The sequence below is a fragment of the Alsobacter ponti genome (genome assembly GCF_024294805.1).
GTDB classification, from domain to species: domain Bacteria; phylum Pseudomonadota; class Alphaproteobacteria; order Rhizobiales; family Beijerinckiaceae; genus Alsobacter; species Alsobacter ponti.
The window spans coordinates 115819-125348 of sequence record NZ_JANCLU010000015.1; the positions used below are offsets into that span (position 1 = coordinate 115819).

Genomic DNA, 9530 nt, shown 5'->3' on the forward strand with positions numbered 1-9530 from the left:
GCCTTTCGAAGCGGTCGTGACAAGGTCTGCCGCCAAGGCCGGTAAACTCAAAAGGCGACGAACTCACGAATTTCGCCTCGCTTCCACGAAATTCCCACGGAGTTCACGATGGTGACCATCGCATTTTCACGAAACTCCTCGCCTGAGGAATATGGCGCCTCTTCCCCTTCCATCGGGGCCGTCCTGAAGGCGATCGCCGCGGATGCGACGTTCTCCGACAAGCGCCGCGCTGACATCTGCTCCGCGGTGAGGACCCTCTGCGGCCGCCTCCACATCCAGCTCGAGAGCACGCCGGCGGATCCCCGCCTCTTTGCCGAGCGGCTGGCGAACGTGACGGAGGTAACGGTGGCCATGAGCAGGGGCCGGTTCCAGAACTGCAGGAGCCTGCTCGACGCGACGCTTGCTTATGCGAATAAGCGCATGGTCAGGCGTCGGTCGCGCACGCCGCTTGCGCCTGAATATGCGGCCTTGCTGGCCTACGCGACCAGCCGCTGGCAGGTCATCAGGCTCCGCGCTTTGTTCCGCTACGCAAGCGAGCGGGCCATCCTGCCTGAAGGAATCGACGAGACCGTCATGACCGCCTTCGCAGAAACCATTCGGCGGAGCACCGTGAAGAAGCCGCACAATGTCGAACGGATGTCGCGGCACGCCTGGAACCAGCTCATCCAGGCCGTTCCGGGTCTCGGGTCGCAGACTGTGACGATCAATTACATCGCCGAGCGCTACGTCCTGGAAGCCTCCGCGTTTCCGCAGAGCCTGTGGGACGACCTCGAGGCCTATCTGTCATCCCGGGCCACTCCCGAGACGACCTTTGCGATCGACTCCCTCCTGACTGAAGAGGAGCTTTTTGCCGAGGACGCCCGTCGCACGCCGCCTATTCGCACGTCGACGGCGAACCTGATCCGCTACCGGGTCCGCCAGTTCGCGTCGGTGCTCGTCATCGAAGGGGTCGTCAACGTCGAGCAGATGACGAGCCTGGCCAGCTTGGTCTCCCCTGCGACAATCAATCGTGGATTGCAGTTCTTCGTCCGGCGTGCCGAGGGCAAGCTGCGCAACTCGCAGATGTACGGGATCGCGACCGACTTGCTGATGATCGCCCAGCACTGGGTCCGCCTGCCTGCCTCTGATCTCCAGAAATTGAAGATCCTCACGTCCAAGGTTCGGCCGCAGCACGAGGGGCTGCCCCACAGCGCACGCCGGTCGCTGGCGCCCTTGCGCGACCTTCCAAATGTGCGTGCCTTCCTGGCCGTCTCCGAACTGATCCTGCGCGATGCAGAGAAGGAGAAATCGATCGATCGGGCTACGGCCAATCGCGTGGCCACGGCGCTGTGGATCAGGATCGCCCAGCGGGCCCCCTTGCGGATCTCGAATCTCCTCACGACGCGGCTGGACACCAACATCATCCGGTCGGTCGGAAAGAGCGGGTCGGTGGCGCTGCTCTACCCGCCGGACCAGGTGAAGAACAGGAAGACCCTGGAGGTGCCGCTGCCGCGTTCCACCGTGGCGATGCTCGACCTCTATTTGCGCAAGTATCGCCCGGTGCTCGTGGAGGGCGAGAGCCCGTGGCTGTTTCCGGCGCCGAACGGAAAATACAAGAAGCCGGGCGTGATGTCCGCCGACATCCAGCGCCTCATGCGTTCCTACATTGGGTTCGCGATCAACCCCCACAGCTTCCGCCACGTCGCCGCAAAGCTCTACCTCTCGGTCAACCCCGGCGATTACGAGAGCGTCCAGCTCATCCTGGGGCACCGAGCCCGCGAGACCACTGTGAGGTATTACTGCGACCTGGAGGCCGAGGAGGCGTTCCGGCATTTCGACGCCGTCTTGCTCGGGCTCGAAGCGCATCCGGATCGGAGGCGTCCGTCATGAGTTGGACACCGCCCAACAAGCGCGCCCTGCCGCTCGACGAATGGCCCCATGCCGATCGGATCGCATGGGAGTCAGCCCAGGAGCCGCGGTATGAGCTCATCGAGGTGAGCCCAGCTGCTTCCAGATGGCGGCCGACTTCGAAGCAGCTGTTCGTTCGCATTTACGGGCTGTGGCTCGCCTGGCTCAAGTCGCAGGGGCTTCTGATCGAAACCGAGACGCCGAGCGCTCGCGCGAACAAGTCTCGCGTTCTCGCCTACCTTCAGGATCTCCGCGCCAAGGGCTGCAAACCGCGGACCTTGATGATCCACATGATGGGCCTGCGCCACATGTTCCTGGCGCTCGCGCCCGAAGGTGACTGGGGCTGGACACTGACCGCAATCCAACGACTCAATGCGGTTTCGACACCGGTCAAAAGCCACACCGGCCTTCCGTCGAGCCGCGAACTGTTCGAACTCGGCTGGCGAGTGATGAGAAAAGCGGACCAGAGCAGGAGGCTCACGCCGAGGGAGCAGGCGCTGGCATTCCGCAATGGCTTGGCGATCGCGATGCTCGCGGCCCGCCCGCTGATGAGGCGTGCCAATCTCGCCTCCATCGACATCGGCAAGAACCTGATCGAGGAGGGCGCAGTCTTCCGGCTCCACTTCACCGGGGACGAGATGAAGGGACGCCAGAGTCGCGGTGGTCCGCTCCCGCAGGCCCTCACCGGCCCGATCAGGCTCTACCTCGAGGTTTACCGGCCGCGGTTGCTCGCGGTGAGAAATTCAGCAAGCGAACGGTTCTTCATCTCGGGCATGGGCCGTCCAATCTACGCTAAATCGTTGGCCACCGAGGTCGTTGCCCTAACTGAGATGGCGTTCGGGAGACGGATCAATCTCCATGAATTCCGTCATGCGGCGGGGAGTTCGATCGCCAACGAGAGCCCCGACCATGTCGGCATCGTTCCGTCTATTCTCGGGCATACAGAGTTCCGGACGTCAGAAAGGTATTACGTGTTTGCGGACGAACAGTCGGCATTCAGGGCCCTGAACGAGGCAATCAAACAGCTTGAAAAATGAGTGTCGTCCGGAGAGATCAAATCTGCGTCCAATCCAGCCCCCTTTTGCGCCACCTCCGAACCTTGGGCTTGCTCCGAGAGTCGGACATTCGCGATTCGGCTAAACTATTCACCTCCAGAACGTGTCCACAGTCCACCTGAGCAGCTAACTTCTTCGCTGAACTCGCGTCGTGAGCGCAGGACGTCGGTGTCGAAGGTTCGTCGTTGCCGCAGTAGAGCAAATCAAAAGAAGGGGTCTACTGCAGATGGACCATTGGCGAAAGCGCATCGGTGACAATGGTCAACTGATGTGTGGCGCGGCTTATCGCGACATAAAACAGGCGCGCGCCATAGGCACCGGACGGATACTGCTGAGCATCGGCCGGACACACTAGGACGCGGCGAAACTCCAGTCCCTTGGCCTTATGGACCGTGCTCGTGCTCAATTGGGGCAAGCTGCGCTGGCGGCGTAGCCGACTGAGCGCGTGGAGGTGGCCGCGCGGATCATCGGTCCATCCAATCGCTCGAAGCGCAGCGGCGTGGTCGCGGAGGCGAATCCGATATCCGGCCGGCGGATTCCTGATCAATCGCTCCATGGCCGTGGCAAGGCCGCGGTGGCTGGGCTCGGCATAGATCGGCTCAAGTGCATGGAGCCAGGGCGACTGGCTGGCCCCGGCCCGAACGAGGTTGAGCTGAGCACCCACTCGACTGCCGAGGCTCTCCCGCAACGCCTTGGGGAAGCCTGAACCTATGTCGCTGGCGAAGGTCAGAAATCCGGCCGCGACGTCGGCTGCTGTCCCGGCTTCCTTCTCCGCTTCCGAGAGAAGACGGTCCAGATGCTCGAGCACAGCGCCCTCGTTGACCCCGGCTCGCCAGCTTGCAGCCTGGGCCAGCGCGCGCACCATGTCGCTCATGTGAGCAATCACGGCGGCCCGTCCGTGTCCGTCATCCAAGAATGCGTGCAGGATCTCCCCTGCCAGTCGTGGGTTCTTAAGCTTTTTACGGCCCGCCAATCCGGTCTCAGGGCGGACGCGGACTTCAGACGGCGCGTCGTGCAATCCAATTGATCCGCCAGCCTTCAGTTTCGTGCGCGCCGCCGTGATCCATTTGCCGAGTTCCGGAGCCTCGTTCCACCGCTTCGGCTCGGTGAGTTGCCACCGGTCGCTACAGCTCGCCCATAGGGTATCCCAATCGACGTAGTCTTCGCGGCTTCCACTGTGGAGCGCTTGCATAGGGTCACCAAAGACCCGCAAGCGTGAACCGCCGACTGTCATCAAGGTCATCACAAGCTGATGCTGAGAGAGGCTGGCGTCCTGGTGTTCGTCAAGGATGATCACAGGATAACGGGCGCTGATCAGGCGCGCGACTGTAGGCGAACGCTGGACCAGATCCACCGCCTTCGCACGGATCGTTTCGAATGGCAGACCTGGGCGGCCTACCAAATGGTCGAATGGATAAGGCAGACCTAGCGCGGCGGCATAGGGTCCAACGACCTTGAGGGCGAAGCTGTCACAGGTCTCTACGTCGATGCGAAGGCCTGGGCCGACACAGCGCCGGTGGAACTCACCGCAGGCGCCATGGGTGTGCGAAAGCAGCAGCACCCGCTCATAAGTAAGCCGGGCGGACATCTCCTTGGCGAACTTCGCCGCGGTCCACGTCTTGCCACAACCCGCCGCTGCCTCGACCACGACCAGGGGCGCGTCCGAGTGGAGCACGTCGTCGAGCCATCCAGTCACGGGGAAGTGGCCGTCTCGACGGCGACAAGGAAGGCCCCAACCTCCGTCATGAGGCTTGGTGTGGGGCTGACCTCTAGCAGCTTGTCCGCCAGGAGATAACCCCCGTCGAAGCTCTTGAACCACCCGCGCGGTTTCTTGTTGGCATCGGGCTTGGGGCAGGCGCTGGCGAGCACGGCGGCCAAGAATGCGTCCCTGCCAGCGTTCGCGAACATTTCGGCGATTGACAAGCCCTTCTCCGAGGAAAGCTCTCGACGGATTTCCGCCATCTGATGGGCCGCATTTCGATGAGTGACCTGTTCGGCCCAAAGGTGGACTTCTTGAAGCTGGGCATCCGGCATCGTTGACAGAACCGCCATTTCGAGACACGCCCCGTTGCCCCACCTCAAGATGTTCGCAACCTGGGAAACAGTGGCCCAGCTCCCGCTTCTCTTGCCTTCGTCGTCGACCACCGCGGCCACGGGAAAGCCGGCCGCCAGTAGAGCCTTGCAGATCGGAAGCGCTTTGTAGTGACCTCCCGCGTCGAGGCAGTAGATCCCCCGGCACGCGAAGCCCTCACCGAACCGATGTTCAAACATACGAGTCGCGAAGCCGACTTCGCTTGCACCCTCGCAAACCACGGGAAGCTTCGCGAACAGCGCTTCCGCCTGGGTCGCGGCGATTAAGGCCAACTCGGCCCCCGCTATAACAAAGAGCGCATGAGAAGCCGACTCATCGACCGCGCCTTCTCCAGAACTCTCGCCTGGCGTAGTGGGATGCAGCGCATCGCCGATCCGCCAAGTTTGCGAGGTTGCACGTGCGGCTTGGGCGAGAACGGACGGTGCGTGCGTGGTGACGAAGGCTTGGCGGCCGCGCGCCGCGAGATCGCGGATAAACACGCGCTGGCGGTAAGGCTCTAGCCCCGTTTCCGGCTCGTCAATGACCGCAATGGCCTCAGCGCTGACCCCTAGCGTAGAAATCTCAAGCGCCGCCAGTCTGCGCGTGCCGGTGCCCCACGCTGAGAGCGGCAATGAGGTGGGATCATCCTTCCCAACGGTAAGGCCTACGCTCGCCGCCAAGGAGACACCCGGCGTTCCAACAAGACCAAGCCTCACCGGATGGGGAAGATTGCGGGTCTTGAAGCCTTCGCTAATCGTCCTCAACGCCAACTTCGGACCGGCGTCGAGTTGGTCGTGCAAGGGCGTCTTCATAACTGCTTGAAGGGCGGTCTGACGGACCTCCTGGCCCTGGAGGTATCGATCCAGAGCGCCGCCCTGAACAAGCCGAAGGTCCCGGTCCCCACGGTCGCCTACACCAAGCCGGGCCAACGAGATACGGCGCCGCATGGCACGACTGAACGGGGAGCGAATCTCGCCGCCAGCGCCAATGATCTCATAGAGCGACTCCTGATCAGGCGTGCCCGTTAGCCGGCAGACCAAAACGGGTTCCGCGCCCGCCTCGTCCGGCAAATCAGTTAGCTTGCCGTTGAGCCAACCTTGCATCGGCGGTGCCGGGAAGCCCTCTTCGCGCATGATGCCAATGTCGCTGAACGACAGAACCGCCTGGATGGAGAAGCCTGCGACAAGGTTCCGCCCATGGTAGTCGAACTCGGTCAACCCATAGTTGGGGGCCGGCGAAAACAGCAGGGCGATGGCTTCCAGGAGGGTCGACTTTCCTCCATCGGCGGCCCCTACGATGACGTTCAACTCGGGATGCGGAGACCAACTCAAGCGGCGCACCCCGCGGAAGCCTCTGATATCGAGGTGTCGAATTATCGCTGACGGCATCTTCGCCCCGGGTCGCACTTCTCAACTGACATCGCGAGCCCGATCGCCGACATGTTGCACAGACTATCATGGCAAGCTCGAGCCGATAGGATAATCTTATGCGGGATCTGCCGTCACCAGGCGCCATGGGGGATTAAATGGTTGATTTTAAGAAGCTTCGGGAGAGCAAGGCCAAGCCGAAGCCTATCAATCCCCGTGAGATCTTCAATGCCCTACCAAAGCCGCCCGGCATCAACGACCTCTACGCCAGCCAGGCGGAAGTACTCGATGCCTGGTTTGCCCGTCGTACAGACCGCGATGTGGTGGTCAAACTTCACACTGGAGGTGGCAAGACCCTCGTCGCGCTCCTAATGGCGCAATCGGTGATGAACGAGCTCGGTGAGCCGGTCATCTACTTGGCGCCCACAAATCAACTTGTTGATCAGGTGATCGCAAAGAGCAAGGAGTACGGTATCTCTGCTGTGCCCTACGTCAAAAAACAGCCGCTTCCTGGCGATTTCTATGAAGGGAAAAGCGTCCTCGTCGGATCTTATGAAACCCTGTTTAACGGCCGTAGCAAGTTCGGCGTCCGCAACTCGGGACACGAAATCGTCAAGGCTGGTACCATCATTCTAGACGACGCGCATGTGGCGCTTTCCTCAGTACGAGAAGCCTTTAGCCTCTCAATCTCAGCCAAGGAGCATGAGGACGTCTATTCCGATCTCGCCGGCCGTTTTCGCACCGCGTTCAAGGAAGTTGGGCGGAGCGGTTCGTTCGCGGACGTGATAAGCGGCAAAGACTTTGGCGTGATGGAAGTGCCGAGCTGGGCCTGGCAGCGCAAACTTCCAGAGATCGAGCGATATTTGGCTGTAGTTGTCGACGAGATCGACCCTTTCGTGTGGCCGTTCCTACGGGACAATTTGGCCGTTTGTCATTGCCTATTTAGCCGCAAGTCAGTGACCATCACGCCAATTTTCCCACCAGTTGATCTTCTGCCGACCTTTGAGGATTGCAGTCGCCGCATTTACATGTCGGCGACAATCGCGGACGACAGCGAGATCGTGAGAACCTTTGGTGCGTCTGCAGACGCAGTCGGCAAGCCCATCACATCGGCCTCCCTCGCCGGTGTCGGCGAGAGGATGATCCTCATTCCCGAGCTGATGAAGCTCTCGGGAACGCCTATCACGCCAATGGTCAAGAACATCGCCGTGAAGCTGGCGGAGAAGAAGTGCGGCGCGTTGATTCTGACCCCATCGGGTCCGGCGGCCGAGCAGTGGAAGGATGTCGCAGAATACCCCAGCACGGCCAAAGTCGTGAGCGAGCAGATCGCAGCCATGCAGGCCGGCGCAAGCTATGGCCCCGTGGTCCTCGCAAACCGTTATGATGGGATCGATCTTGCCGGCAACGCCTGCCGGTTCCTAGTCATGGACAACTTGCCCCAGGGCACCTCGGATTATGACGTTTATCGCGTGAATGTTGTCGCGGACTCCGCCGTCAGCTCGCTATTGGCTCAGAGAATTGAGCAGGGCATTGGGCGCGGGACGCGAGGCGGCGGGGACTATTGCGCGGTGATGCTGATCGGAAGTCGCCTGGTCGGCTGGATCGGTCGCAAGAGCAACCTTGCCTTTCTAACTGCCAGTACGCGGGTACAGCTCACCATGGGCCAAGAGATGAGCGAGACCGTCACGACAGTGAAGGAGGTGCATCAGACGGTGATGAAATGCCTGAACCGCGACGTCGATTGGGTGGCGTACCACGCGTCGGAACTAGCCGAAGCCGCGCACGCTGTACCGGTCAACATGCTGGCGCTTCGAGTTGCCGGCGGCGAGCGCAAAGCGTTCAAGCTCCAGAGGCTCGGCCAGTACGAGAAGGCTCTTCAGACTTTGGAGAGCCTGATCGGGGACGATGAACTTAAATCGGACGGCCAGCGCCGTGCATGGCTGTCGGCTTCCGCTGCCCGCATTGCCTATCAGATGGATGAAGATGCCCGCGGCCAGAAGTTCCAAACAAGCGCCTTCTCCATCAGTAACAACCATTCACCGCCCAAGGTTCGGCCTCCATACGTCCCACGACCAATCCCCGGCAAACAGTCCGCGGCGATTGTCGGGCGGTTGCTCGAATACGATCTGCGCGGCGCCTTGCTAGCCGACTTTGACGAAGCAGTGACAGAGCTCGTGCCCGAAGCGTCAGCGGCGCGCTATGAAGAGGCGCTGGCCAATCTAGGCACTTACCTTGGCTTCGAGGCTGAGCGTCCTGAGAAGGTCTACAACAAGGGACCTGACGTTCTCTGGCGCACCGGCGCGGCGTTCGACTTCGTGATCGAAGCTAAAAGCAAGAAAGAAGGCAATCCGCTCTACAAGAGTGATCACGCGCAACTGCTCGAAGCCGAAAATTGGTTCAAGGGTGCCTATCCTGGTCGAGAATCAGTGCGGGTTTCGGCCTTGCCGGAGGCCATCGCGGATAAGAAGGCCAGCGCGGCGGGGAGCTACGCGCTCCGGTTAAGCGAAATCACCAAGCTGGTCGGTGCCCTGCGTGGTGTTCTAAGGGACTTGGCTGGGAGTCCGGGCAAGGTCGACGCGCTTCGGGAGCGTTGCGAGGCGGCGCTCCAGCAGGCGAAACTGACGCCGGACGGAATCAAGAGTACATATCTCGTCGCCTTTGAAGAGGCGGCAGGGAAAGGCGCATAGCAAGGTCCGCCAACATTCCCAAAGTCGCAGAAGGGTCACAAGCGGATGCGTATCAGGTTTCTTTTGGCTTCTTTAATTTCCTCAGATTTTGTGTTGTAGATGACCATTCAAACTTCGCATCCCCTCGGCGTTGACTATCTGGCTTCGCCAGAACAAGGGATACAACCGTAGACAACCATACCAGTTCGTCTGGTTGAAGCTGGGCTAGTTTCTTGTTGATTTCTTTATATGGCCCTTCAGTTACTTGGCTCCCAATCACATGCGTGCTGAATAATTCCGCGGGTTCGACCTTCAAAGCCTTCGCAAGGCGCTCGATTGTCTCGAAGCTGCCAGCACTAGCACCGCTCTCTATCTTGCCGACCATAGCCGCACTGATACCGGCCAACTGAGCTACTCCCCGATCCTTGGACAGATTCCCGGCTGGTTTAAGCTACTCTGCGGGTCTGCTGATCGGTTTCAATGG

6 protein-coding genes are annotated in these 9530 nt (G+C 60.9%); 3 read left to right on the top strand and 3 right to left on the bottom strand.

The window, feature by feature from the left end:
* Positions 1-108 precede the first annotated feature (108 nt).
* Positions 109-1869 carry a site-specific integrase gene (locus NK718_RS15485; RefSeq protein ID WP_254744076.1) on the top strand — a complete coding sequence of 587 codons (1761 nt, stop codon included), beginning with the start codon at positions 109-111 and terminating at the stop codon, positions 1867-1869.
* Positions 1866-2924 (top strand): tyrosine-type recombinase/integrase, encoded by a 1059-nt coding sequence (locus NK718_RS15490; RefSeq protein WP_254744078.1) that lies wholly within the window; start codon positions 1866-1868, stop codon positions 2922-2924. Before NK718_RS15485 ends, NK718_RS15490 begins: the two co-directional genes overlap by 4 nt.
* A gap of 235 nt (positions 2925-3159) precedes the next feature.
* Here the strand turns inward: NK718_RS15490 and NK718_RS15495 are convergent, their stop codons facing one another.
* Together NK718_RS15495 and NK718_RS15500 are read right to left on the bottom strand one after the other, a co-directional pair.
* Positions 3160-4617 carry a UvrD-helicase domain-containing protein gene (locus NK718_RS15495; RefSeq protein WP_254744080.1) on the bottom strand — a complete coding sequence of 486 codons (1458 nt, stop codon included), beginning with the start codon at positions 4615-4617 and terminating at the stop codon, positions 3160-3162.
* A 17-nt stretch (positions 4618-4634) separates the two neighbouring features.
* A complete protein-coding gene (locus NK718_RS15500; RefSeq protein ID WP_254744082.1) occupies positions 4635-6401 on the bottom strand; it encodes an ATP-dependent nuclease in 1767 nt (588 codons plus the stop codon).
* 137 nt (positions 6402-6538) lie between these two features.
* Here NK718_RS15500 and NK718_RS15505 point away from each other — a divergent pair, with 137 nt between their 5' ends.
* On the top strand, positions 6539-9067 hold the full coding sequence (locus NK718_RS15505) for a DEAD/DEAH box helicase family protein (RefSeq protein WP_254744084.1): 2529 nt from the start codon (positions 6539-6541) through the stop codon (positions 9065-9067).
* Positions 9068-9119: 52 nt separating this feature from the next.
* Here NK718_RS15505 and NK718_RS15510 read toward each other — a convergent pair whose 3' ends face one another.
* Positions 9120-9479 (bottom strand): helix-turn-helix domain-containing protein, encoded by a 360-nt coding sequence (locus tag NK718_RS15510; protein ID WP_256515651.1) that lies wholly within the window; start codon positions 9477-9479, stop codon positions 9120-9122.
* Positions 9480-9530 lie beyond the last annotated feature (51 nt).

Coding starts and splice junctions, on each gene's coding strand:
- NK718_RS15490 (WP_254744078.1), top strand. CDS start 1,866: ATGAGTTGGACACCGCCCAACAAGCGCGCCCTGCCGCTCGACGAATGG.
- NK718_RS15505 (WP_254744084.1), top strand. CDS start 6,539: ATGGTTGATTTTAAGAAGCTTCGGGAGAGCAAGGCCAAGCCGAAGCCT.
- NK718_RS15485 (WP_254744076.1), top strand. CDS start 109: ATGGTGACCATCGCATTTTCACGAAACTCCTCGCCTGAGGAATATGGC.
- NK718_RS15500 (WP_254744082.1), bottom strand. CDS start 6,401: ATGCCGTCAGCGATAATTCGACACCTCGATATCAGAGGCTTCCGCGGG.